Source organism: Nonomuraea sp. NPDC005730 (assembly GCF_040630865.1).
Taxonomy (GTDB): domain Bacteria; phylum Actinomycetota; class Actinomycetes; order Streptosporangiales; family Streptosporangiaceae; genus Nonomuraea.
On sequence record NZ_JBEXYK010000027.1, the window covers coordinates 1 to 23,867 of the forward strand.

Annotated in this window: 21 protein-coding genes and 1 pseudogene; 12 read left to right on the plus strand and 10 right to left on the minus strand. The window is 72.1% G+C overall.

From position 1 onward, the window contains the following. Nucleotides 1-117: 117 nt before the first annotated feature. Nucleotides 118-306 carry a heavy metal-associated domain-containing protein gene (locus ABZ444_RS27455; protein ID WP_358002582.1) on the minus strand — a complete coding sequence of 63 codons (189 nt, stop codon included), beginning with the start codon at nt 304-306 and terminating at the stop codon, nt 118-120. Nucleotides 307-467: 161 nt separating this feature from the next. Here ABZ444_RS27455 and ABZ444_RS27460 point away from each other — a divergent pair, with 161 nt between their 5' ends. The 7 genes from ABZ444_RS27460 to ABZ444_RS27490 all read left to right on the plus strand — a co-directional run bounded on the left by ABZ444_RS27460 (nt 468) and on the right by ABZ444_RS27490 (nt 7,912). After that, nucleotides 468-1,610, plus strand: a complete 1,143-nt coding sequence (locus ABZ444_RS27460; RefSeq protein WP_358002585.1) for an FAD-dependent oxidoreductase — start codon at nt 468-470, stop codon at nt 1,608-1,610. Nucleotides 1,611-1,636: 26 nt separating this feature from the next. Beyond that, nucleotides 1,637-2,011 carry a BlaI/MecI/CopY family transcriptional regulator gene (locus ABZ444_RS27465; protein ID WP_357972372.1) on the plus strand — a complete coding sequence of 125 codons (375 nt, stop codon included), beginning with the start codon at nt 1,637-1,639 and terminating at the stop codon, nt 2,009-2,011. Then, a complete protein-coding gene (locus ABZ444_RS27470) occupies nt 2,008-2,958 on the plus strand; it encodes a M56 family metallopeptidase (protein WP_358002588.1) in 951 nt (316 codons plus the stop codon). Before ABZ444_RS27465 ends, ABZ444_RS27470 begins: the two co-directional genes overlap by 4 nt. 422 nt (nt 2,959-3,380) lie before the next feature. Then, nucleotides 3,381-3,959: a DUF4396 domain-containing protein gene (locus ABZ444_RS27475; RefSeq protein ID WP_358002591.1), complete on the plus strand. Its 579-nt coding sequence runs from the start codon at nt 3,381-3,383 to the stop codon at nt 3,957-3,959. A gap of 811 nt (nt 3,960-4,770) precedes the next feature. Continuing rightward, nucleotides 4,771-6,210: an MFS transporter gene (locus ABZ444_RS27480; RefSeq protein WP_358002594.1), complete on the plus strand. Its 1,440-nt coding sequence runs from the start codon at nt 4,771-4,773 to the stop codon at nt 6,208-6,210. A 32-nt stretch (nt 6,211-6,242) separates the two neighbouring features. Next, the gene (locus ABZ444_RS27485) at nt 6,243-6,731 is read left to right on the plus strand and encodes a universal stress protein (protein ID WP_352356013.1); all 489 of its coding nucleotides are present in this window, start codon (nt 6,243-6,245) and stop codon (nt 6,729-6,731) included. Between the two features lie 233 nt (nt 6,732-6,964). Beyond that, nucleotides 6,965-7,912: an NlpC/P60 family protein gene (locus ABZ444_RS27490; protein ID WP_358002597.1), complete on the plus strand. Its 948-nt coding sequence runs from the start codon at nt 6,965-6,967 to the stop codon at nt 7,910-7,912. Nucleotides 7,913-8,143: 231 nt separating this feature from the next. Here ABZ444_RS27490 and ABZ444_RS27495 read toward each other — a convergent pair. The 5 genes and pseudogenes from ABZ444_RS27495 to ABZ444_RS27515 form a co-directional block, all read right to left on the minus strand. Beyond that, a pseudogene (locus tag ABZ444_RS27495) lies at nt 8,144-8,839 on the minus strand (aminotransferase class I/II-fold pyridoxal phosphate-dependent enzyme); the annotation flags it as partial. 48 nt (nt 8,840-8,887) lie between these two features. Further along, nucleotides 8,888-11,128, minus strand: coding sequence for a heavy metal translocating P-type ATPase (locus tag ABZ444_RS27500; RefSeq protein ID WP_358002600.1), 2,241 nt, complete (start codon nt 11,126-11,128; stop codon nt 8,888-8,890). Between the two features lie 28 nt (nt 11,129-11,156). Further along, nucleotides 11,157-12,134 (minus strand): hypothetical protein, encoded by a 978-nt coding sequence (locus ABZ444_RS27505; RefSeq protein ID WP_358002603.1) that lies wholly within the window; start codon nt 12,132-12,134, stop codon nt 11,157-11,159. Continuing rightward, nucleotides 12,131-12,343: a copper ion binding protein gene (locus ABZ444_RS27510; protein ID WP_358002606.1), complete on the minus strand. Its 213-nt coding sequence runs from the start codon at nt 12,341-12,343 to the stop codon at nt 12,131-12,133. Before ABZ444_RS27510 ends, ABZ444_RS27505 begins: the two co-directional genes overlap by 4 nt. A gap of 22 nt (nt 12,344-12,365) precedes the next feature. Then, nucleotides 12,366-12,647 carry a metal-sensitive transcriptional regulator gene (locus tag ABZ444_RS27515; RefSeq protein ID WP_358002609.1) on the minus strand — a complete coding sequence of 94 codons (282 nt, stop codon included), beginning with the start codon at nt 12,645-12,647 and terminating at the stop codon, nt 12,366-12,368. A gap of 114 nt (nt 12,648-12,761) precedes the next feature. On the opposite strand from ABZ444_RS27515, the gene ABZ444_RS27520 reads away from it, so the two are divergent. Beyond that, nucleotides 12,762-13,343, plus strand: coding sequence for an HD domain-containing protein (locus ABZ444_RS27520; RefSeq protein WP_358002612.1), 582 nt, complete (start codon nt 12,762-12,764; stop codon nt 13,341-13,343). A gap of 43 nt (nt 13,344-13,386) precedes the next feature. On the opposite strand, the gene ABZ444_RS27525 is transcribed toward ABZ444_RS27520, so the two are convergent. From ABZ444_RS27525 to ABZ444_RS27540, 4 genes are read right to left on the minus strand one after another with little or no spacing between them, the layout of a single operon-like run. Next, complete coding sequence (locus ABZ444_RS27525; protein ID WP_358002615.1) at nt 13,387-14,148, minus strand: SDR family oxidoreductase; 762 nt, start codon at nt 14,146-14,148, stop codon at nt 13,387-13,389. Then, nucleotides 14,145-14,987, minus strand: coding sequence for an amidohydrolase family protein (locus tag ABZ444_RS27530; RefSeq protein WP_358002618.1), 843 nt, complete (start codon nt 14,985-14,987; stop codon nt 14,145-14,147). Before ABZ444_RS27530 ends, ABZ444_RS27525 begins: the two co-directional genes overlap by 4 nt. Further along, a complete protein-coding gene (locus ABZ444_RS27535) occupies nt 14,977-16,158 on the minus strand; it encodes a mandelate racemase/muconate lactonizing enzyme family protein (protein WP_358002621.1) in 1,182 nt (393 codons plus the stop codon). Before ABZ444_RS27535 ends, ABZ444_RS27530 begins: the two co-directional genes overlap by 11 nt. Continuing rightward, the gene (locus ABZ444_RS27540; RefSeq protein ID WP_358002624.1) at nt 16,145-17,482 is read right to left on the minus strand and encodes an aspartate aminotransferase family protein; all 1,338 of its coding nucleotides are present in this window, start codon (nt 17,480-17,482) and stop codon (nt 16,145-16,147) included. Before ABZ444_RS27540 ends, ABZ444_RS27535 begins: the two co-directional genes overlap by 14 nt. Before the next feature lie 161 nt (nt 17,483-17,643). Here ABZ444_RS27540 and ABZ444_RS27545 point away from each other — a divergent pair, with 161 nt between their 5' ends. The 4 genes from ABZ444_RS27545 (at nt 17,644) to ABZ444_RS27560 (ending at nt 23,867) form a co-directional block, all read left to right on the plus strand. Continuing rightward, nucleotides 17,644-18,441, plus strand: coding sequence for an IclR family transcriptional regulator (locus ABZ444_RS27545; RefSeq protein WP_358002627.1), 798 nt, complete (start codon nt 17,644-17,646; stop codon nt 18,439-18,441). A 176-nt stretch (nt 18,442-18,617) separates the two neighbouring features. After that, nucleotides 18,618-20,567, plus strand: a complete 1,950-nt coding sequence (locus ABZ444_RS27550) for a hypothetical protein (RefSeq protein ID WP_358002630.1) — start codon at nt 18,618-18,620, stop codon at nt 20,565-20,567. A 12-nt stretch (nt 20,568-20,579) separates the two neighbouring features. Further along, nucleotides 20,580-22,646: a hypothetical protein gene (locus ABZ444_RS27555; protein WP_358002633.1), complete on the plus strand. Its 2,067-nt coding sequence runs from the start codon at nt 20,580-20,582 to the stop codon at nt 22,644-22,646. Next, a complete protein-coding gene (locus ABZ444_RS27560) occupies nt 22,647-23,867 on the plus strand; it encodes a Gfo/Idh/MocA family oxidoreductase (protein WP_358002636.1) in 1,221 nt (406 codons plus the stop codon). It abuts the gene before it with no gap.

The following is a 23,867-nucleotide window of genomic DNA, read 5'->3' on the forward strand; positions in this document are numbered from 1 at the left end:
AAGCCGAAGCGGCGCCGGGATCAACGCCGACCAAGCCGAAGCGGCGCCGGGATCAGTGCCGGACATGCCGAAGCGGCGCCGGGGTCGGCCCGGCGCCGCTTCGGTGGTCTCGCCGGCTCAGCCGGCCACCAGCTCGTAGCCCGCCTCTTCGACGACGTCCCTGATCTTCGCGTCGTCGAGGGCGTCGGTCGAGGTGACGGTCACCTGCCCCGTGGCCAGCTCGACGTCGACCGAGGAGACCCCGGCGACCTTGCCGATCTCGGTCTTGACGGTGCCCGCGCAGCCGCCGCAGGTCATGCCGGACACCGTGTAGGTCTTCGCCTCGCTCCTCTCGTGATACCCCGGCCGGGTATGTCGAAGAGAACGTACGCCCGATCTTCCGGAATGGCAAGCCATACGACGGTGGGGTATGTGAGACGCGGGTCACATTGCCTCGGCCATACCCCCACCCGGTATCGTTGCCTCGCATGAGAACACTTGACAAGATCGTTGTGGTCGGCGCCTCGCTGGCGGGGCTGCGGGCCGTCCAGACCCTGCGCCGGGAGGGCTTCGACGGCGAGCTCACGCTGGTCGGCGCGGAGGCGCACGTGCCGTACAACCGGCCGCCGCTGTCCAAGAGTGTCCTGCGCGGCGACGAGGACGTCACGCTCCCCGGCGCGGAAGAGCTCGGTGACGACTGGCTGCGCGGCAGGCAGGCCGTACGCCTGGACGCCAGGAGCCGCACGGTCGTCCTCGACGACGGCGCCGAGCTCGGCTACGACGGCCTGGTCGTCGCGAGCGGCGCCCGTCCCAGGCGGCTCGACGGCGTGCACACCCTGCGCACCCTCGAGGACGCCCTGGTCCTGCGCGCCGAGCTGGAGTCCGGCCACGAGCACGTGCTGGTCATCGGCGGTGGGTTCATCGGCGGCGAGGTGGCGACCACGGCCAGACAGCTCGGCCGCAAGGTCACCCTGGTCGACTCCGGGCCGTACCCCATGCACGCGGGCCTCGGCACCGAGGCGGCGCGCTGGCTGGCCGGGCACCACGAACGCAACGGCGTCGAACTCGTCACCGGCGTCCGCGTCACCGACGTGACCGGCGGCCAGGTGCGGCTCGGCGACGGCCGCGTACTCTCCGCCGACCTGGTCGTCGGCGGCATGGGCGTGACGCCCAACACCGAATGGCTGGTGGGCAGCGGCCTGACCGTGGACGACGGCGTGCTGTGCGAGCCGACCCTGTACGCCGCCGGCTCGGTGAACGTCGTCGCGGCGGGCGACGTGGCCCGCTGGCCGCACCGCCTGTACGGCGACGCCCTGATCCGCGTCGAGCACTGGTCCAACGCCAACGAGCAGGGCGCGGTGGCCGCCCGCAACCTGCTGGCCGGCCCCGACGAGGCGCAGCCGTTCGCGGACGTGCCCAACTTCGCCACCCACGTGCACGGCGCCCGCATCCAGACGGCCGGGCTGCCCCACCTGGCCGACGAGGCGCGCGTCGTCGCCGGCCACCCGGAGGAGGACCGCTTCGCCGTGGCCTTCGCCCGTGAGGGCGTGCTGGTCGGCGCGGTCGCCGTCAACGCGCCGAAGGACCTGATCAGGCTCAAGCGGTCCATCGCCGCGGGCGAGGCGCTCTGACTACGACCGCGGGTAGCATGACCGGCATGATGCGTGGCCTTGGCGAGCTCGAATCCACGATCATGGACTGGATGTGGGCCAGGCGGCGTCCCGCCTCGGTCCGCGACGTCTTCGAAGACCTCAAGCAGCGGCGGACCATCGCCTACACCACGGTGATGACCGTGATGGACAAGCTGCACACCAAGGGCATGCTCCGGCGCGAGGCCGTCGGCCGCGCCTACGTCTACGAACCGGTCGCCTCCAAGGAGGCCTACACCGCCGACCTGATGCGCCGCGCGCTCGCGGGCAGCGGCAACCAGGCCGCCACCCTCGTGCACTTCCTCGAACGGCTCACCCCCGAGGAGGCCGCGGCGCTGGAGGCGGCCCTGCAGGTCTACCCGCACCGGGGCCGGCCCGCATGATCGCCGCCGTCGTCCTGGCCTGTTACACGGTGGTGGCGGCCCTCTGGCTGCCCGTGCTGGGGCAGCGGGCCGCGAAGTGGTCCGACCGGGCGCCGCGGCTGGCGATCGCGCTGTGGCAGGCGGGGGCGGCGTCCGTGGTCGCCTCGGCCGTGCTCGCCGCGCTGGCCTTCGCCGTGCCGGCCGAGATCGTGGGCCACGGGCTGGCGGGGTTGTTCGAGGCGTGCGCCGACATGCTGGGCGACGGCTCCGGCGTGTCCCGGGTGGGGTTCGCGGCCATGCTGGCGGCCGGCGCGGTCCTGGCCAGGGTGCTCTGGTGCGGCGGGACGGTGCTGGTGAAAGCCGCCGTGGAGCGTCGCCGGCACGCCGCCATGTTGCGGCTGCTCGGGCGGCGCGACGCCGAGCTGGGCGTGGTGGTGATCGACTACGACGAGCGGCTGGCGTACTGCGTGCCGGGCCGGCGCGCGCAGACGGTCATCACCACGAGTGCGCTGCGGGCCCTGACCCCGGAGCAGATCGCCGCCGTGCTGGAGCACGAGCGGGCACACCTGCGCGGCCGTCATCACCTGGTGCTGGCCGGGGCCGAGGCCCTGGTCCGGGCGTTCCCCAGGGTGCCGCTGTTCGAGCGGGCCAGGACCGAGATCGCCCGGCTGGTCGAGCTGCTCGCCGACGACGTCGCCGCCCGCCGCCACCCGCGCGCCCAGATCGCCGCGGCGCTGGTGAGCCTGGCCACCGGGCGCGCGCCCGCGTTCACGCTCGGGGCGGGCGGGGAGACGGCGCTCAGCCGCGTACGCCGGCTCCTCGGCCCCGAGGAGCCGCTCGGCCGCCGCGAACGGCTGACCGGGCTGCTGGCGGTCAGCGCGCTGCTCGGCGGGCCCGCGGCGGTGGCGCTGGCGCCGGGGGTCGGCTCGTTCCTGGCCCACCACTGCCACTCACTACTGTCACTCTGACCTACTACTACTGTTAGTAGCCGGGTGGCCGGACGGCGTCCGGCGACGCCCCGGCGCGTCCGCCCCCGCACTCAGCGCGCGGGGCCGGGCCGGACCTCCGTGGAGCCGCAGGGCACGGTCCAGCGCAGCCACACCGCGCCGCCGCGCCCTCGCCTGTTCATGCCCGCCCGAGCGGGGGCGGCGGGCGGGCTGTTCCCGAGACGGATCCACGCAGGCCGTGAGGACGGGACGACGCCAGGGCCATGCCCGCGCCCCGCACGCCGACGGGAAGCTACTATGCAGAATAGTAGAGCGACCATCCCTGCGAAGCCGATCCCCGACCTCTCCCTTCGTCCACATGCCGCCGGCAGGAGGCTCACCTCCATCTTTACCGGCATACCCCATACCCCTAAAATCGGTCACCCCACCTAAGGAGTATCACCATGGACCATAGTGGACATCACCCTCCCTCCTCCTCGTCGGAGCAACATCACGCCGCTCCGCCCGCCGCCACGTGGGCCATGGCCGCCCAGGCGACCCTGCACTGCCTGACCGGGTGCGCGATCGGCGAAGTGCTCGGCATGGTGATCGGCACCGCGGTCGGCCTGTCCAACCTCGCCACCGTGATCCTCTCGGTGGCGCTGGCCTTCGTGTTCGGTTACGCGCTGACCATGCGCGGCGTCCTGCGCGCCGGGCTGGACTTCAAGGCGGCGCTGAAGGTGGCGCTGGCCGCCGACACCATCTCGATCGCGGTGATGGAGGTGCTGGACAACACCGTGATGGTGACCGTGCCGGGCGCGATGGACGCCGGGCTGGCCAACTGGCTGTTCTGGGTGGCACTGGCCGGGTCGCTGCTGGTGGCTTTCCTGCTGACGACGCCGGTGAACAAGTGGCTGATCTCCCGCGGCAAGGGTCACGCCGTGATCCACCAGTACCACCAGGGCCACGGCGACCACGGCGACCACGGCGCCCCCCGAGGTCACCAAGGTCACGAGGACCACCACGGCCACCAGGGCCACTGACAGGACGCCGCCCCAGGCACGACATGAGCCGACCCGCCGCCGTCCGCGATCACCCAGGGATCCCGGACGAGAGGCGGGCCCGCTCGCAGGCACCCGTCCCGCCGCCATGAGCGGTCACCTCCGGCCACCGCAAGGGCCGGCTCCCGACGCCGAGCCCGGAGCACAACGCCCCCGGCTCGCCGCCATGAGCGGGATTTCCCTGGCGCCACCACGGGCCGCCCCCGCCGCCAGACCAGGAGAGCGCGGCGATCCCGCCCAGCGCGACACCCGCTCCTCACGACGCACACCCCGCACACCAGCTCCCCGCTACACAGAGCCCGCACACCCCGCCCCTGACGGGTCCCGCACACCCCCGCCCCGCACACCCGCACCCCGCACACCCGCACCGCGCACACCTCCGACACGTCCCGCACGCCCGCGCCCTCGACCTGTCCCACATACCCCCGCCCCGCATACCGCGTGCCCCATCCCGCATCCCCGCCCCCGGCACGACCCCGCGCACCCCTGCCGCGATGTGTCACCCGCGCCCCCCTTGCCCCGTGACGCGTCACGCCCGGCCCCCGGATGCGTCGCCATAGCTCCCTGAGCTGCGGGAATGCCGCTGCCGTCCGGCTGCCGGGGCGAATCGCCGGCGCACGCGGTCCGGCCGCCCCACAGTGCCGCCGACGCGATCTCCGGGCGCGCGGACTTGACAGATACCCCCCCGGTGTATATATGTTCATCGCCAGATACCCCCTACCGGTATTTCCGAGGAACCCAAAGACCCGCCCGCATCCCCCACCGGGGTACGGCGTAGTGCTGGAGAATGCTCATGTCCGCACCATCCCCCCGGCGATGGACCGCCCTGGCCCTGATCGCCACGGCCCAGTTCATCGTCATCATGGACACGTCGATCATCGGCGTGGCCCTCCCCCGCATCCAGGAAGACCTCGGCTTCTCGCAGGAGAACCTGTCGTGGGTCTTCAACGCCTACGTCGTCGCCTTCGGCGGGCTCCTGCTGCTCGGCGGCCGGCTCTCGGACCTGTTCGGCGCACGCAAGCTGTTCAGCGCCGGCTGGCTCATCCTGCTCGCCGGCTCGCTCGTCGCCGGCATCGCCCCCGAGGTGTGGGTCGAGCTCACCGGACGTGCCGTCCAGGGCGTCGGCGCGGCCCTGATCGCCCCGTCCGCGCTGACCCTGCTGATGATGCTGTTCGGCCACGACCCCAAGGAGCTCACCAAGGCCCTCGCCCTGTACGGCGCGGCCGCCCCGGCGGGCGGCACCGCGGGTGTGTTCCTCGGCGGCGTCATCACCGAGTACCTGAGCTGGCCCTGGGTCTTCTACATCAACATCCCGATCGCGCTCGTCGCGCTCTTCGCCACCCGCCCGCTGATGCCCGCCGGCCAGTCCCAGCGCGGCTCCATCGACATCCTCGGCGCGCTGACCGTCACCGCCGGCCTGGGCGCGGCCGTCTACGCCATCGTCCGGGCGCCCGAGGTCGGCTGGGGCTCCGCCCAGACCTGGGGCGTGCTGGCCGCCGCGATCGCGCTGCTCATCGCCTTCCTCGCGATCCAGGCCCGCCGCCGCGAGCCGCTGATGAGGCTGTCGATCTTCCGTACGCCGAACCTCGCCGCCGCCAACCTGACCCAGCTCCTGCTCGGCGGGGCCTGGATCCCGATGTGGTTCTTCCTGAACCTGTACCTGCAGCAGGTCCTCGGCTACAGCGCCTTCCCCAGCGGCGCGGCCCTGGTGCCGATGACCGTCCTCATCATGCTCGGCATGATCGTCCTGGCGCCGCGTGCCATCAACCGGTTCGGTCCCAAGGCCGTCACGGTGGCGGGCCTCGTCCTGCTCGCCGTCGGGATGGGCTGGCTGTCGCTGATCAGCCCCGAGGGCAGCTTCGCGGTCGACGTCCTGCCCGCCAGCCTGGTGGCCGCGCTCGGCATGTCGCTGGCCTTCATCCCCTCGCTCGGCACCGCCATCTCCTCCGCCCGTCCCGAGGAGGGCGGCCTGGCCTCCGGCATCGTCAACACCAGCTACCAGGTCGGCTCGGCACTCGGACTGGCCGCCATGACGGCCGTCGCCGCCGCCAACGGCGCCGCCCAGCTCGGGAACCTGCCCGCGCTGACCGACGGCTTCTCCTCGGCCTTCGTGGGAGCCGCCGGGATCGCGGTCGCCGGCGCCCTGATCGCCGCGCTGACGCTCCGCTCGCGGGGCGCCGCACCCGCCGAGGCCGCCGACACCGCCGAGACCACCGCCGCCACCCGCGGCTGACCTCGACGCTCACAGCTCCGAAGGAGATCCCCATGTCCATCCTCATCGCCTACGACGGTTCACCCGACGCCCGCCACGCCGTCGAGGAGGCCGCCCGGCTGTTCCCCGGCGCGTCCGCGGTGGTGCTGTACGCCCGTCAGCCTCTGGAGAGCCTCGCCGCCCACCTCGAAGGGCATCCCGCCCTGGAGGACCTGCGGGACATCGACGCCAGGACCATGGACGCCTCGGAACGGCTGGCCGCCGAGGGCGCCGACCTCGCCCGCTCCCTCGGGCTGCGGGCCGAGCCGCGGGTCGCCTCGGTCCCGGAGGAGGTCGTCGCCGCCGCCATCGTCGACGCCGCCGAGGAGGTCGACGCCTCGCTGATCGTCCTGGGCTCCCGCGGGCGGCAGGGGCTGCGGGCGCTGCTGTCGGGCAGCACGTCCACCCACGTCATGCACGCCACCGCGCGGCCCACGCTGATCGTCCCGTCCAAGCCGCTGGCCGACGCCCGTCGTGCCGCCGAGCACCGCGCGGCCCGCTGAGGTCGTCGGGAAACGCCCGGCTCCCACCGGAGCCGGGCGTTTCGGCGTTCCGGTGAACGCGCCGACCGCGGCGTGCGTATCCCCGAACGAGCCGGTACGACGGCCTGTTATGCCGGATAGTACCGGCGAAATGCCAACAAGCAGGGCAAACTTCTGTACTATTCCGCCTCAGGCATGGAGACGTACGAGGAGGCATCGTAGTGGTCGTGGCGACGAGGCTGGGGCGAGCGGCAGTGGCCGTGACACTTGCGGCGGTCGCGGCGGTCTCCATCGCGGGCGTGGCCTCGGCCGATCCGTCGCCCGCCAAGGCCAAGGCCAGGCTGGTGAAGCTGAACGAGCGGGCCGACGAGGTGGTCGAGCAGTACAACCAGGCGACCGAGGCGCACAAGAAGGCCAAGCAGAAGTACGACGCGCTCAACGCCGAGGTCGCGCGCAAGAACGCCCAGGCGGACGGGTTACGCAAGGAACTCGTCTCGGCGGTGGTCAGCGACTACCAGTCGGGCCCGCTCACGACCTGGGGCCGCTTCGTCGCCGACGGCACCCCCGACGAGGTCCTGAGCGGCATGGCCGCCCTGGAACAGATCTCCCGGGCCAGGGCGGCGAAACTGGCCGCGTTCCAGGCGACGACCAAGGACCTGCGCGCCCGGCGCGACGAGGCCCGGACCGTCCTCGCCGAGGCCGACGCGGCGCGCGACAAGGTGCGGGCGGAGAAGGCGAAGGTCGACAAGCTGGTCAAGGCGCAGACGAAGCTCCTGCGCAGGCTGGGCGCCTTCCGGGCCGGCGATCCGAACAGCGCCGGCATCAGGTACACCGGCTCGGCCTCCGGAAACGCCCGCCTGGCGTTGCAGTTCGCCTTCGCTCAGGTCGGCAAGCCCTACCAGTACGGCGCCGAGGGCCCGAACTCCTTCGACTGCTCCGGCCTCACCCAGGCCGCCTGGCGCACCGCCGGGGTCGAGCTGCCCCGCACCACCTGGACGCAATGGGCCTGGGGCGCGAGCAGACGCGTTTCGCTCGACGCGTTGCAGCCCGGCGACCTGCTCTTCAGCAAGGGGCTCGGGCACATGGGCATGTACGCCGGCAACGGAAAGATGGTCCACGCGCCCCAGACCGGGGACGTCGTCAAGGTGGTCGACCTCGACGACTACTGGCGCACCCGGCTGCTCGGGGCGGTCCGCCCCTGACCGGCGACGGCGGCAGCCATACGCTCGACGGCCTCGGCGACCCGGGCCGGTGAGGTGGCGAAGTTGAGCCGGACGCACCCGCGTCCCTCCGGCCCGAACCGCAGCCCCGACGACAGGCCGACCCTGCCCTCGTCCAGGAAACACCTGGGCGGGGTCGTCGCCCAGGCCCAGCGAACGGCAGTCGAGCCAGGCGACACAGCCACCCTGCGGCGGGTGGTGGCCGACGCCGGGCAGCAGGCCGGCCGGCCGGTCGGCGAGCAGCCGCCGGTTGCCGTCGAGGGCGGTGATCACGTGGTCGAGCCAGGGAAGGCCGTGGGTGAAGGCGGCCTCGGAGGCGAGCACGCCGAACAGCCCGGCCCCCTCGCTGACCGTCTCGTGGATCGCCGCCACGTCGGCGCGGGCGTCCGGCCCTGGGACCGCCGGCGCGGCCTTGAGCCCGGCCACGTTCCCGTCCTTGGACGCCGAGACGAAGGCGACGGAACGCGCCGCCGCCGGGTGGTCCGGGGACGGGAACGGCACGTGCCGATGGCCTGGACAGGTGAGGGGCGCGAGGATCTCGTCGGTGACGACGCGTACGTCATGGCGGTCGGCCGGCACGGCGACCCGGGTCAGCTCCTCGCGGCCGAGGACCAGGCCGGTGGGGTTGTGCGGGTTGCCCAGCAGGTACGCCCGCGCGCCCGAGGCGAAGTCGGGCTCCAGCCGGTCCAGGTCGAGGCGGTGCCCGCCGGGCCCGTGGGCCGGGCTGGTGACCACCCGGCGGCCGATGCGTTCGAGCCAGGAGAAGGCGGGCGGGTGGCCGGAGGTGTTGACGACGACGCGGTCACCGGGTCCGGTGATGATCCGGCTCCTCAGTGGTGAGCGGCTCCGGCCGGAGACGCGAAAGGGGCTCCGAGCGTCGCGCTCGAAGCCCTCTTCGCGGCTGTTCACTTGAAGCGGTCGTTCACCTGTAGCGGTTGTTCTACTTGTAGCGGTTGTTCACTTGAAGCGGCGTAGCCGCAGGCTGTTGCTGACCACGAACACGCTGGAGAAGGCCATCGCGGCCCCCGCGATCATCGGGTTGAGCAGGCCGAGCGCGGCCAGCGGCAGGGCGGCCACGTTGTAGGCGAAGGCCCAGAACAGGTTGCCCTTGATCGTGCCGAGCGTCCGGCGGGAGAGCCTGATCGCGTCGGCGGCCACCCTCAGGTCACCGCGCACCAGGGTAAGGTCGGACGCCTCGATGGCGGCGTCGGTGCCGGTGCCCATGGCCAGGCCCAGGTCGGCCTGGGCGAGCGCGGCCGCGTCGTTGACGCCGTCGCCGACCATCGCCACGACCTTGCCCTCGCCCTGGAGCTCCTTGACGACGTCGACCTTGTCGGCGGGCAGCACCTCGGCGATCACCTCGTCGATGCCGACCTCGGCGGCCACCGTCTTCGCCACGGCCTCGTTGTCGCCGGTCAGCAGGACCGGGGTGAGACCGAGCGCCCGGAGCTGCTGGATGGCCTCCTTGCTGGTGGGCTTGATCACGTCGGCGACCACCAGCACCGCGCGGGCCTTGCCGTCCCAGCCGACCGCCACGGCGGTCCTGCCGCCCGCCTGGGCGGCGTGCAGAGCGCGTTCCAGGTCGGACGACAGGTGCTGGGACCACTCCTCCAGCAGCCTCGGCCGGCCGACCAGGACCGCGTGCCCCTCGACGATGCCCTGGACGCCGAGGCCCTCGACGTTCGCGAAGTCCTCGGGGGTGGGCAGGTCGCCGACGCGGGCGGCGGCGCCCTTGGCGATGGCCTGGGCGATCGGGTGCTCGGAGGCGTGCTCCAGAGCGCCCGCCAGGCGCAGCACCTCGGCCTCGTCCTCGCCCTCGGCCAGGTGCACGCCGGTGAGCGTCATCCGGCCCTCGGTGACGGTGCCCGTCTTGTCGAGCACCACCGTGTCGATGCGGCGGGTGGACTCCAGCACCTCGGGGCCCTTGATCAGGATGCCGAGCTGCGCGCCCCGGCCGGTGCCGACCAGCAGCGCCGTCGGGGTGGCCAGGCCGAGCGCGCACGGGCAGGCGATGATCAGCACGGCCACCGCGGCGGTGAAGGCCGCGCCGACGCCGTCGCCGGTGCCGAGCCAGAAGCCCAGCGTGCCCAGGGCCAGCGCGATCACGATCGGCACGAAGATGCCCGACACGCGGTCGGCCAGCCGCTGCACCTGCGCCTTGCCCGTCTGGGCGTCCTCGACCAGCTTGGCCATCTGGGCGAGCTGCGTGTCGGCCCCGACCCGGGTGGCGCGGACGACCAGCCGGCCGCCGGCGTTCACGGTCGCGCCGGTGACGGTGTCGCCGGGCTGCACCTCGACGGGCACGGACTCGCCGGTCAGCATCGAGGCGTCGACCGCGGAAGTGCCCTCCTCGATCACACCGTCCGTGGCGATCTTCTCGCCGGGCCGCACGACGAACCGGTCGCCCACGGCCAGCCGGTCGCTGGGGATGCGGGTCTCCACGCCGTCGCGCAGCACCGCGACGTCCTTGGCGCCCAGTTCGAGCAGGGCGCGCAGGGCGGCGCCCGCCCGGCGCTTGGAACGGGCCTCGAAGTAGCGGCCGGCCAGGATGAACGCGGTCACCCCCGCCGCGGCCTCCAGGTAGATGTTGCCCGAGCCGTCGGTGCGCTCGATCGTGAACGCGAACGGGTGGGTCATGCCCGGGGTGCCCGCCGTGCCGAAGAACAGCGCCCACAACGACCAGCCGAGCGCGGCGATGGTGCCGACCGAGATCAGCGTGTCCATCGTGGCGGCGCCGTGGCGCAGGTTCGTCCAGGCGGCCTTGTGGAAGGGCCAGCCGGCGTAGACCACGACCGGCGCGGTGAGCACCAGCGACATCCACTGCCAGTTCGTGAACTGCAACGGCGGGATCATCGCCATCGCGATCACCGGCACCGCCAGCACCACCGAAGTGATCAGCCGGCTGCGCAACGGCCGCAGCTCGTCCTCCGGCTCCTGCTCGCCCGGCTCGCCCTCGGTCCTGGGCGGCGCGGGCAGGGCGGCGGTGTAGCCGGCCGCCTCCACCTGGGCGATCAGCTGCTGCGGATCGACGCCTTCGGGGAAGGTGACCTTCGCCTTCTCGGTGGCGTAGTTGACCGTGGCGGTCACGCCGTCCATCTTGTTGAGCTTGCGCTCGATGCGGTTGGCGCACGAGGCGCAGGTCATGCCGCCGATCGAGAGTTCGACCGCGTTCTGCCGGTCATCGGTGACAGAGGTCATCACCGTTCCCCTTTCCCAGTGGCTTTTCTCAGTGGCTGTGGTTGCCGTGCCCGGCGGGCGTCGGCGACGCGTCGGGGGTGGCGGGCCTCGGCCCGGCGGCGAGCGTGAAGTCGGCGGTACGGACCTCGCCCTCGTGCTGGAAGTCCAGGAAGAGGCGGTAGTCGCCGCCGCTCGGCACCTCGGCGTAGAAGACGATCTCGGGGCCCGGCTGCGTCTTGCCGTCGCCCGGCTCGCCGTCGGGGTGGACGTGCAGGTAGGCCAGGTCACGGGCGCGGAGGGCGACCAGGTGGCCGAAGGCGCCGAGGTAGGGCTGCAGGTCGGTGACCGGCTTGCCGTCCTTGCTGACCTTGAGGGTGAGCTTGCCGGCCTGGCCCGGCGTCAGGTCGCCGTCGAGGGTGACCTCGTAGCCGTCGACCTTCGACGTGCGGCCGGTCTCCGGGAGCGGCTTGGGCTGGTAGTCGCCCGCCACGGCCAGGTCGGCGCCCAGCGTCAGGGCCTCGCCGCCGGTCGGCGCGAAGTCGGCGAAGGCCCGGTAGCCGCCCGCCTCGGGGAAGGTGACCTTGACCGACCAGATGCCGTCGGCCGACATCTCCGGGTGGACGTGCTGGAAGCTGCCCAGGTCGCGGGAGACCACGATGAAGTGCAGCTTCTTGTCGTGCTGGACCTGGTAGTCGGTGACCGGGCGGCCGTCGGGGCCGGTCACGGAGAAGCGGAAGTCGGCGGGCTCACCGGGCTTGATCGACGTGGTGAGCGGGTTGAGGGTGTAACCGTTCTCGGACACTTGGAGCCCCCCGGGGGTATCGTTCGTCTTCGTCGTCGTCTGCTGCTGGGTTGTGTGCTGGTTGTGGCCCGCGCTCTGCGCGGTCTCCGTGGTGGCCGCCATGGCGCTGTGGTCGGCGGCGGGAGCGGCCCCCACCGGGCCCACGGCCTTGCCGACGCCCAGCGCGCCGCCGAAGACGACGGCCAGCCCCAGGGCGTAGGAGCCGAGCTTGGCTACGGTGTTCACGACGGGTTCGCCACTTCGTACCCGGCCTCCTCGACGGCGGCGACGATCTTCGCCGCGTCGATCGGGCTGTCACTCTCGACGGTCAGCAGGCCGGAGGCCAGATCGACCTCGACGCCGGTCACTCCGGCGACCTCGCCGACCTCTTCCTTGACCGAACTGACGCAGTGGCCGCAGGTCATGCCCTTGACGGTGTAGGTGGTGGTGCTCATATCGGTCTCTCCTTCAATCCGGTCAGGAACGAACAAGTCTGGCGATGGCCTCGGAGGCTTCCTTGACCTTGGCCTCGGCCTCCGGGCCGCCCTTCGAGGTGGCCTCGGCGACGCAGTGGGCCAGGTGGTCCTCCAGCAACGACAGGGAGAACGACTTCAAGGCGCTGGTCGCGGCCGACACCTGGGTCAGGATGTCGATGCAGTACTTGTCGTCCTCGACCATGCGCTGCAGGCCGCGGACCTGCCCCTCGATGCGGCGCAACCGCATCCCTTGATCCTGCTTGTTACCGCCGTGTCCAGCCATGCCAGCCCTCCCTCGGCTCGTTGCCGTTGAAGACACTATACCCCCCTATGGTATCCAGGAGGCAAGTGGCGGCCCTTGCGACGAGATCCGGCGGCCGGATGAAAGGCTGACGGCATGTTCCCGGAGACTCCCGCCGCCGCGGCGGCGCTTTCGGTGGCCGGCCGTTACTGCTCGCCCGCGCTGCTCAACCACTGCGTCCGCGCCTACCTGTGGGGAGCGATGTACGGCGCGGCCCACGGCATCGCCTTCGACGACGAGCTCTACTACGTCTCGGCGCTGCTCCACGACATGGGGCTGACCGAGCCCTTCGACAGCCACCGGCTGCCGTTCGAGGAGGCGGGCGGACAGCTCGCCTGGGTGTTCGGCACGGCGGCCGGCTGGCCGGCGGAGCGGGCCGAGCGGGCCACCGAGATCATCAGGCTGCACATGCGCGCCGACGTGTCCGCCGCCGCGGACCCCGAGTCCCACCTGCTGCAGGTCGCCACGAGTTGGGACGTGGTCGGGCGGCGGCCGGCGGAGTTCGCGCCCGACGCCAGGGCGGAGCTGCTCGCCCGCTACCCCAGGCTGGGCTTCGGCGCCGAGTTCCTGGCGTGCTTCGAGGACCAGGCCAGGCGCAAGCCGGACAGCGCCGCCGCGGCGTCGGTCCGGAACGACGTCGCGGGGCGGATCGCCGCCAACCCTCTGGACGGCGCCTGACCCGAGCCCCGGCGCCTGACCCGAGTCCCGGCGACGCCGCAGGTCAGGAACCGGGCCGCAACGAGTTCCGGTACGGCGGCATGAACCGCGTCCTCGGCATCTGGTCGGCCAGCACGCCGCCGTCCACGACCAGGGTGGCGCCGGTGACGTAGCGGGCCGACTCCGAGGCCAGGTACGCGACCGCGCCGGCCACGTCGTCCGGCCTGCCGTACCCGCCGCGCAGCGGGATGCGCTCCTCCCACGCCGCCTCGAAGGCCGCGCGGTCGAAGGGGAAGTCGCCGTCGATCGGGGTGGCGATCATGCCGGGCGCCACGGCGTTGACGGTGATGCCGTGGGCGCCCAGCTCCGCGGCGAGCGAGCGGGTGATCAGCTCCAGGGCGCCCTTGGAGGCGTTGTAGTGGGCCAGCCCGGCTTCGGCCATGAGCCCGTTCTTGGAGGAGACGTTGACGATCCGCCCCCGCACGCCGTCCGCGATCATGTGCTCGGCCACCCGCTGCGCCAGGAAGAACGGCGCGTCGCAGTTGACCCGCATGACGGCCTGCCAGCCGGCCACGGTGATCTCGTTGAAGTGTTCGAGCCGGGCCACCCCGGCATTGTTGACCAGGACGTGGATCGGCCCGTGGTCGCGGCGGACCGCGTCGGCCAGCCCCGCCAGGCCCTCGGTGTCGGCCAGGTCGAAGCCGTAGGCGCAGCCCGCGCCCGGCCGGTCGACGGTGATCACCCGGTAGCCGTCGGCCGTCAGGCGTGCGGCGATGGCCTGGCCGAGGCCCCTGGCGGCCCCGGTGACCACGGCCAGTCCGGTCATGACAGCCCCAGCAGGTCGAGTGACGGGCGGTGGATCAGCTTCTCGATCTCCTCCCGGTCCAGGGGCGGCAGGCCGGGGATGCCGGGGACGGCGCCGACGGCCCGCAGCCCCGCCACCGAGGCGTCCACCGTGGTGAAGGGGTAGTCGCTGCCGAACAGGAGCTTGCCCCACACCCCGTAGTCCTGGGCCAGGCGCAGGCTGTGCCAGAGCTGGAAGGGGCGGTAGTGCAGGGCCGAGACGTCGGCGTAGACGTGGCGGTGCTTGCGGATCACCGCGATGCACTCGCCCTCGTACGGGTGGCCGAGGTGGGCCAGGACCATGCGCAGCTCCGGATGCCTGATGGCGACCTCGTCCAGGTGCACCGGCAGCGCGTAGCGCAGGGGCGCGGCCGAGACGAACGTGGTCCCGGTGTGCACGAGCAGCGGCAGGCCGTGACGGGCGGCGTAGGCGTACAGGTCGTCCAGCTCGGGCGCGGCCGGGTCGAAACCGGCGTACATCGGCATGAGCTTGATGCCGCGCAACCCCAGGTCGCGGTGGCCGTGTTCCAGCTCGTCGCGCCAGCCGGGCTGGGTGGGGTCGAGCGACAGGTAGCCGATGAGCCGGTCGGGGTGCTCGCCGGCGTAGGCGGCCACGGCGGCGTCGTCCACCCACAGGCCCGAGCGCCTGGCCTTGCCGCCCACCACGACGGTACGGGTGCCGGCGGGCGAGGTGGCGGCGTAGTCCGCCCAGCGCACGGTCAGGTCGACATGACCGCCGTGCGCGCGGGCGGACTCGGCCGCGAACGGGTCGCCGACGTCGTCCGGGCAGGTGAACAGATGGGAGTGGACGTCAACGATCACGCTTCTCCCAGCCCTCCTTGAACATGTTCCAGAACCGGTGGGACGGCGGGTGCTCGGCGAAGACCTCGTCGGCCAGCTCGACGCCGAGCCCCGGCCGCTCCGGCAGCCCGACGTGGCCGTCGATCACCGGCAGGGCGCCCTTCAGCGCGTCGAAGACGTACGGCTCCAGCATGCCGTCGAACGTCTCCAGGACGAGCAGGTTCGGCATGCCGAGCACGGCGTGCACGGAGGCCGTGGTGCACAGCGGGGAGTTGGAGTTGTGCGGGGCGACGAGCATGGCGTGCACGTCGGCCTGCGCGGCCAGCTTCCTGATCTCGGTGAACCCGCCGGCCATCGACAGGTCGGGCTGGATGATGTCGACCGCGCCGGTGGCGAACAGCCGGGCGTACTCGTAGCGGTTGTGGAAGTGCTCGCCGCCGGAGATGGGCATGGCGGCGCGGGCCCGCAGCTCGGCGTAGCGCTCGATGTGCGTCCACGGCAGCGGCTCCTCGAACCAGCCGAGGTCGAACGGCTCCAGCTCGCGCACGAGCCGGACGGCGGTCGGCATCGCGAACCGGGCGTGCCCCTCGACGAACAGGTCGAGGTCGGGCACGGCCTCGCGGACCGCCGCGACGATGTCGACCGAGAGCCGCAGCTCGGCCCGGGACAACTCGCCCAGCCCTGCGCCGAACGGGTCGAACTTCAGCCCGGTGTAGCCGCGGGCGGCGACCTCCTTGGCCTTGGCCGCGAACACCTGCGGGTCCCGCTCGCCGGTGTACCAGCCGTTGGCGTAGACCCGCACCCGGTCGCGGCAGGCGCCGCCGGTCAGCCGGTAGACGGGCACGCCCAGCGCCTTGCCCATGATGTCGTGGAGCGCCTGGTCGACGCCGGAGACGACGATGCCGCCGACGTCGCCGCCGCGCAGGAAGTCGCCCTGGTACATCCGCAGCCAGATCTCCTCGACGTCGAAGGGATCGGCGCCGATCAGGTGGCGCTGCGCCATGGCCTCGGTCAGCGAGCAGGTCTCCCGGCCCCGGTAGGGGTGGGTGATCTCGCCGATGCCGCTCAGCCCCTCGTCGGTGTGGATGCGCACGTAGGAGAAGTCGCGCCAGGCGGTGCCCAGCGAGAGGGTCTCGACGCGGCTGATCCGGCCGGCGGGACCGGCCGGGCGGCTGGTGTCAACGGTGAGCATCGGCGCCGCCCATGGTGCTGACGTCGGTCAGGTCGAGCACGTCGCCGCGGGCGAGCCTGGCCGCGGTGGCGGCCGCCTCCAGCAGGTGGTCGGCGTCGGCGTCGGTGTGGGCGTAGGAGACGTGGCTGCGCTTGAGGTTCAGTGGCAGCTCGAAGATGCCGTGCTCCAGCAGCCGGCGGCGGTACCCGATGAACATGTTGGCATCATTGCGCAGCAGGTCGTCGTAGGTGCGGGCGGGTCCGGTCATGAAGTAGCCGACGAAGACCGAGCCGTACCCGCTGACCAGCGCCGGGATGTCCAGCGAGGCGAAGACCTCGGCCAGGCCGGTCCTGATCCGCTCGCCGAGGCGGAAGACGTGCTCGTGCACCGGCTCCTCGCGCAGCTTGCGCAGCGTGGCCAGGGCGGCCGCCACGACGGCGGGGTGGCCGTTGTAGGTGCCGGCGAAGAAGGCGGGGCCGCCGGGCCGCGAGCTGAACAGCTCCATGAGATCGGCGCGGCCTCCGAGCGCGCCCACCGGGTAGCCGTTCGCGATCGCCTTGCCCATGGTGGTGAGGTCGGGGGTGATCCCGGAGATCGCCTGCCAGCCGCCCAGGTGGTGGCGGAAGCCGGTGATGACCTCGTCGAAGATCAGCACGCTGCCCGCCCTGGTGCACTCGTCGCGCAGCGTCTGCAGGAACTCCTGCTCGGGCAGCAGGCAGCCGACGTTGTGCGGCACCGGCTCCAGGATGACGGCGGCGATGTCGTCGCCGTGCTCGGCGAACGCCCGGCGTACCGCCTCGGGGTCGTTGAACGGCAGGACCAGCGTGGCCTGCAGCACCTCGGGCAGGATGCCGGTCGAGATCGGGTCGTGCGTGCCGACCTTCTCCGGCGCGGAGATCACGTTGAGGCTGACCGCGTCGTGCCAGCCGTGGTAGCAACCCTGGAACTTGACCACGAGCCGGCGGCCGGTCGCGGCCCTGGCCACGCGCAGGGCGTGGAAGGTGGCCTCGCTGCCGGTGCTGGTCAGGAGCACCTTCTCCACGCTCGGCACGAGCTCGGCCAGCGTCTCGGCGAGCTCGACCTCGCCGGCGGTGACGCCGACGCCGCACAGGTCCACCGTACGGCCGGCCTCGGCGACGGCCGCGCCGACGTCGGGGTCGTTGTGGCCGAGCAGCGGCGGGCCGAAGGCGGCGTGGTAGTCGACGAACTCCCGCCCTTGCGAGTCGCGGAAGCGGGCGCCGGCGGCATGGGTGATCACCAGGTCGGTGAGCCCGGGGATGCTGCGCTGCCCGCTGTTCACGCCGCCGGGGATGACCTGGCGTGCGCGCTCGGCTAGGTGCTTCAAATCTCTCTCCTCCGATGCGCCTCCCGGCCCGGCCCGGCCAGGGAAGCGCTGATCATCCGCCGCAAATTCCGAACAGTGTTTGGCAATACCGAACAGATGAGGGAGATTGAAACACGAGAATGGGTGAGGGTCAACGATGAATTCCGCTAAGCTGTTCGGCTGTGACGAACACTGCTGCTGAGGAATCGCGATATTGGGTCCGCAGCGTCGCCCGCGCCGCCGAGGTGCTGGAGGTCCTGTCCCGCGTGGGGCCGGGTGGCGGCATGAGCGTGACCGAGGTCGCCGCGGCCTGCGGGCTGAGCAAGAGCGCCGCCTTCGCCACCCTCTACACGCTGCGCGGCCACAGCCTGGTCGCCGACGACGGCGAGGGCATGAACCGCCGCTACCGGCTGGGCATGGCGCTGGCCAGGCTGGGCGCCAGGGCCCAGGAACAGCTCTCGCTGCGCGACGTGGCCCGCCCCGCGCTGGTCCAGCTCACCGAACGCACCGGGATGAACTCCAGGCTCGCGGTGCCCGAGGCCGGCCAGGCCGTCGTGGTCGACCAGGTGAGCAACGGCGAGCGCATCCAGGTCGACCTGCGGATGGGCACCAGGGAGCTGCCCCACTGCACCGGGCTGGGCAAGGCGCTGCTGGCCGAGATGGGCGACGAGGAGGTCGCCAGGGTCGTCGGCCACGTCGGCCTGCCACGCCGGACCGGCAACACGATCACCGAGCTGCCGTTGCTGCTGGCCCACCTGAAGACGGTCAGGGAGCTCGGCTACGCGGTCGACGACGAGGAGGACGCCGACGGCATCTTCTGCATCGGCAGCGCGCTGCGCGACCACACCGGCGCCTGCGTCGGCGCGATCAGCATCACCTCGCTCAAGCGCGACCTGCCCGCCTGGCGCTACCAGGAGCTCGGCCGGGAGGTGAGAGAGACGGCGGCGATGATCTCCCAGCAGCTCGGGCATGCCACGTGACGGCTTGACAGATGCCTCATCCACTGTCTAGCGTCCTCGCCAATCGTTTCGGGCGAAGATCCGACTCCGAGCGCCGCGGCCCCCGGCGCCGGACGTCTGGGCCGCAGCACCGCCGCCTGCCCGCCTTCGCACGTCGCCCGGCCTTCCCATCACCCCGTTCCCGAAGGCCTCCCCCCATGAACCATGTAGCCGACGTCGCGCGCCTTCTCGCGCTCGACGCCTCCCGACTCGCCGACGGCACGCTGCTGCGTGTCGCGGGCCATCACCGCGCCGGTGACGGCGGCGGCAAGCTCGTCCGCTGGGACGCGGCCTCCACCGCGCCCGCCAACGGCGGCACCGTGCTCGGCTCCGCGCCCAAGGGCCGCTGGATCCAGCTGCACGACGGCTGCCTCGATTTCCGCGCGTTCGGCGTCTTCGACACCAGGACGCCCGCCGACGCCGCGCTGGAGGCCATGGTCAACGACCCGGCCGTCGCCAGGATCGAGGCCCACACCGACCTCAACTTCGTCAAGCGCCACACCTTCCGGCGCTCCGACCTGGTGCTCGACTTCGGCGGCCACACCATGACCACCGTCGGCATCGAGAAGAACTCCCACGACAACCCCTTCGGCGCGGTCCTGTTCTTCCAGGGCGAGCGGACTCAGACCACCGTCACCGGCACGCTCACGGCCACGATCCCCGACCTGGCCGACGTCTTCGAGGTCGACTCCCGGCGGTTCCGGGTCGGCCAGTGGTGGGCCGTGGAGGTCAACGCGCTGGCCGGCACGTACGAACGCGAGCTCCAGCGCCTGGTCCAGATCACCCAGGTCGTCGACGGCCGGCACGTCCGGGTCAACTACAAGAACGGCTGGGAGCTGGCCGCCGGCCGTGCGCTGACCTGGACGCTGGTCGACCCGGTCGAGCGCGTCGACGTGCGCGACCTGCGCTTCGAGGCGGCCCCCGGCGGCGACGAGTACACCGGCTCGCACCCGGTCGCCTACGAGTACGCCGTCCACTGCGACGTCGAGGACGTGCACGCCACCGGCAGCTTCTGGCCGGTGATCATGCGACGCTGGTGCACCCACTTCCGCACCGAGCGCTGCAGCCTGAAGAACCCCCCGACCGTCATGTACGGCGGAGCCGGCTACCTGACCCAGCAGATCTACTGCCTGTACGGCCACGTCGCCGACTGCACCACCTCCAACGTCCGCCATCTCAACGACTTCACCGCCAGCGCCTACTGCACGGTCGAGAACTGCCACGGCGACGGCGACGACGAGGGCGGCAACCCCTTCACCACCCACGGCCAGTACGAGCACGACCTGGTCTTCACCGGCAACTCCGGCCTCATGGACATCGCCAACAGCGGCGCCCTCTGGGGCACCAGCGCCAAGCGGATCACCGTGCGCAAGCACCTGTGCTCGTGGTTCGTCGCCGGGACGAAGATCACCGACCTGACGCTGGAGGACGTCCGGGTGATCCCGCGCTCGACGTTCGACCCGGCGGGAACGCTCCAGGTGAACGCCGACGGCCTGCACATGCGCGGCTGCTCGGCGAAGACCGTCGCGATCGGCCAGCGATCCAACCGCTCCGGACGGCCCAACGTCATCGAGGGCTGTTCCTTCGACATGCCGAAGGACCAGGTGCTGGTGCAGACGCCGGTGAGCAACACGCTGCACTTCAAGGAGTGCGTCGTCACCGGTCTCGACGGCGCCACCCTGCGCGGCTCCGGCGCCCTGCGCTTCACCGGCTGCGTCCTGAGCGGGCCGGGCAAGGTCTCGGTGGGCTCGGCCGACGTCGTGATCAGCGGCGGCCGGCTCGACGGCGTGCAGATCGAGCTGAGCGCCGTACGCGACCAGCGGCTGCGCCTGGAGGGCGTCACGCTGGACAACTCCGCCCTCGGCCGGGCCGCCGGTCCGGGCGTCCTGACCTGGGAACTGGCCGCCTGCACGGCCACCGCCACCCGCGTCGAGCCGGCCACGGGCGACAACCGCTTCCGCGCCACCGGCTCCCGGTTCACCGGCGGCCGGCTCGACCTGACCGCCGCCACCGTCCTGGTGCACACCGGCTGCACCGAGGAGGGCGTCGAGCGCGCCTTCCCGCCCGCCGGCCCCCGCGTCCTCATCGCCGACACCCTCGTACTGTAAGGAACCACCCCCATGGAACGTCGTGACATCCTGCGCGTCACCGGTTTAGCGGCTGTCGGCACCGTCCTGATGGCCAAGCCCGCGCTCGCCGAGCCGGACAAGAAGCCCAAGGACGAGGTGCACGCGGTCGCCACCGTCGCCGAGCTGCTCGCCTTCGAGGCCGCCAAACTGGCGGACGGCACGCTGGCGCAGGTCGCGGGCTATCTCAAGCCGGGCGACGGCGGCGGCAAGCTCGTCCGCTGGGACGCGGCCTCGACCACGCCCGCCAACGGCGGCACCGTGCTCGGCTCCGCGCCCAAGGGCCGCTGGATCCAGCTGCACGACGGCTGCCTCGACTTCCGCGCCTTCGGCGTCTTCGACGACAAGACGCCCGCCGACGCCGCGCTGGAGGCCATGGTCGGCGACCCGGCCGTCGCCAGGATCGAGGCCCACACCGACCTCAACTTCGTCAAGCGCCACAAGTTCCAGCGCTCCGGCCTGGTGCTGGACTTCGGCGGCCACACGATGCGCACCGTCGGCATCGAGAAGGCGGGCCAGGACGACCCGTTCGCGGCAGTCATGTTCTTCCGCGGCAAGGTCACCGCCACCACGGTCAGCCACAAGCTGAGCGCCGCGGTGCCCGACCTGTCGGACGTCTTCGAGGTCGCCGACTCCGCCGCCTTCAAGGTCGGGCAGTGGTGGAGCGCCGAGGTCAACGCGCTGTCCGGCCGCTGGGAGCGCGAGCTGCAGAAGCTGGTCGAGGTCACCCAGATCGTCGACGGCACGCACATCAGGGTCAACTACAAGAACGGCTGGGAGCTGGCCGCCGGCCGGACGATCACCTGGACCCTGGTCGAGCCGGTCGAGCGCGTGCACGTGCGCAACCTGCGCTTCGAGGGCGTCGCGGACGGCGACCAGTACACCGGCTCGCACCCGCTGGCCTACGAGTACGCCGTCCACTGCGACGTCGAGGGCATCCACGGCACGGGCACGTTCTGGCCGCTGGTCATGCGGCGCTGGGCCACCCACTTCCGCACCGAGCGCTGCACCCTGACAAACCCCGCCAGCGTGACCTGGGGCGGGGCCGGCTACCTGACCCAGCAGATCTACTGCCTGTACGGCCACGTCCGCGACTGCCACACGGCCAACGCCCGCCACCTGAACGACTTCACCGCCAGCGCCTACTGCTACGTGGAGAACTGCCACGGCGACGGCGACGACCAGGGCCCGTTCGTCACCCACGGCCAGTACGAGCACGACCTGACCTACACCGGCAACTCCGGCCTGATGACCTTCGCCAACTCCGGCGCGGCCTGGGGCTCGGCGGCCAAGCGCATCACGGTGCGCAAGCACGTCTGCTCGTGGTTCGTGGCCCGGGTGAAGGTCACCGACCTGACGCTGGAGGACCTCCAGGTCATCGGCAAGCCGTCGCTGGAGGGCTCGGGCATGATCTGGGTCAACGCCGACGGCCTGCAGATGCGCGGCTGCTCGGCCAGCCACACGCTGATCGTCTCCCAGCAGTCGAAGTTGTCGCGCCGGCCCAACCTGATCGAGGGCTGCGTCTTCACCGTCCCGGCCAAGAGCGAGATCGTCCAGGCGAACGTGACCGCGCCGCTGCACGTCAGCCGCACCACGTTCCACGGCCTGAGCGGCAACGCCTTCAACGGCGCCGACCTGCGCCTGTCCGGCTCGACGCTGAACGGCGCCGAGGGCGCGGCCCCGCTGGTCTTCGCCGGTTCGGTGTCGCTGACCGGCTGCACGGTCAGGAACGTGGGCCTGGCCGCCGCCGGCAAGGCCGACCAGCGCATCCGCCTCGACGGCGGCACCGAGCTGGCCGAGGCCGGGCTGTCGCGGGTGGAGGCCGCCGGGCTGGTCTCCTGGCAGCTGGCCGGGGTCCGCAGCCAGAACGCCGGGGCCCACGTCCAGCTCGACGCCGGCAGGAACCGCTACGCGGCGACCGGCTGCCAGTTCGGCGGCGGCCGCCTGTCGATCAAGACCTTCGAGGTGGTCCAGCACACGGGCAACGTCGAGGAGGGCGTCGCCAGGGAGCTGCCGGCCGACGGCCCGAAGGTCCTCACATCAGGAAATCTGGTGATTTAGGTGCGAAAGATAACGCTGGCGGTCGCGGGAGCGGGCAACCGGGGGCAGACCTACGCCTCCTGGATCGCCGCGCACCCCGATCGCGCGGAGCTGGTCGCAGTGGCCGACCCCGACCCCGCCCGCCGGGCCAGGCTGGCCGGCCCCGGCGTGCGCGAGTTCGGCGACTGGCGCGACCTGCTGCGCGAGCGGGTGGCCGACGCCGTCGTCCTGGCCACCCAGGACCGCCTGCACGTCGAGCCCGCCATCGCCCTGGCGCGGGCGGGCTACGCGCTGCTCGTCGAGAAGCCCATGGCGCCGACCGAGGAGGAGTGCCGCGAGATCGTGTCGGCCGTCGGCGAGACCGGCGTGCTCCTCGCCGTCTGCCACGTGCTGCGCTACACGCCCTACACCGCGCTGGTGAAGCAGACCGTGGACAGCGGCGTGCTCGGCGAGGTCATGAGCGTCGAGCACCTGGAGCCGGTCGGCTGGTGGCACCAGGCGCACTCGTACGTGCGCGGCCCCTGGCGCAGCGAGCGCCTGGCCAGCCCGATGCTGCTGGCCAAGTCCTCCCACGACCTCGACTGGCTGACCTACGTCACCGGGCTCAGGATCGAGCAGGTCGCCAGCTTCGGCTCGCTCGGCCACTTCAGGCCCGAGCGGCGCCCGGAGCAGGCCGCCGACCGCTGCCTCGACTGCGTCCTTGAGCCCGGGTGCCCGTACTCGGCTCCCCGCCTGTATCTGAACCGCGGCTACGACTGGCCGACCAGCGTCCTCGGCGAGAACGAGGAGCAGGTCATGGACGCCCTGCGCACCGGCCCGTACGGCAGGTGCGTCTACGCCTGCGACAACGACGTGGTCGACCACCAGGTGCTCGCCATGCAGCTGACCGGCGGCGCGACCGCGACGTTCACCATGACCGCCTTCACCGAGCAGACCCACCGCCAGACCAGGATCTTCGGCACCCACGGCCGGCTGATCGGCGACGGCGAGTCGGTCGAGGTCCTCGACTTCCGCGACGGCCGCAGCAGCCGGCGCAGCGTCGCCGAGACCGGCTCGAACGCCGGCGACGGCCACGGCGGCGGCGACGACGGCGTGATGGACGCCTTCGTCACCGCGCTGGCCACCGGCGACCCCGCACACGTGCGCTCGGGCCCCACCGAGTCGCTCCACAGCCACCTCGCGGTCTTCGCCGCCGAGAAGGCCCGGCACAGCGGCACGGTCGTCACCGTGCCCGCATCCTAG